The organism is Streptomyces sp. GbtcB7 (genome assembly GCF_019091445.1).
GTDB lineage: Bacteria > Actinomycetota > Actinomycetes > Streptomycetales > Streptomycetaceae > Streptomyces > Streptomyces mirabilis.
On the sequence record NZ_JAGXJM010000395.1, the window covers coordinates 1 to 256 of the forward strand.

The 256-nt window shown below is 73.0% G+C and carries 1 protein-coding gene; it reads right to left on the reverse strand.

What is annotated here, in order from left to right; translation table 11 throughout:
* Positions 1 to 192 (reverse strand): acetylxylan esterase (locus tag KVT44_RS56355; RefSeq protein ID WP_217577046.1); only part of this gene is annotated, 192 nt, incomplete at its 3' end.
* Positions 193 to 256: the final 64 nt, after the last annotated feature.

The window sequence follows — 256 nt, forward strand, 5'->3', positions numbered from 1 at the left end:
GAACCCGGGGAACGTGACGTCGAACGCCTCGATGCCGCGCAGCGGCGTCGTCACGGGCGTGACGACGGGCGCCCCGCCCGCCTCGCGAGCACCCGCGATCGTGGTCGCCCAGAAGGCGTCGAAGTCCGCGGGGACGCGGACCTCGGGACGGTAGTCGCGGAGGTCGGACAGAGGCAGATCGAAGCGCGGCACGCGCTCACCCTAGCGGTCATCCGGCCGCGCACGCAGGTGCCTTCCGCGCCCGCCGAGATATCTC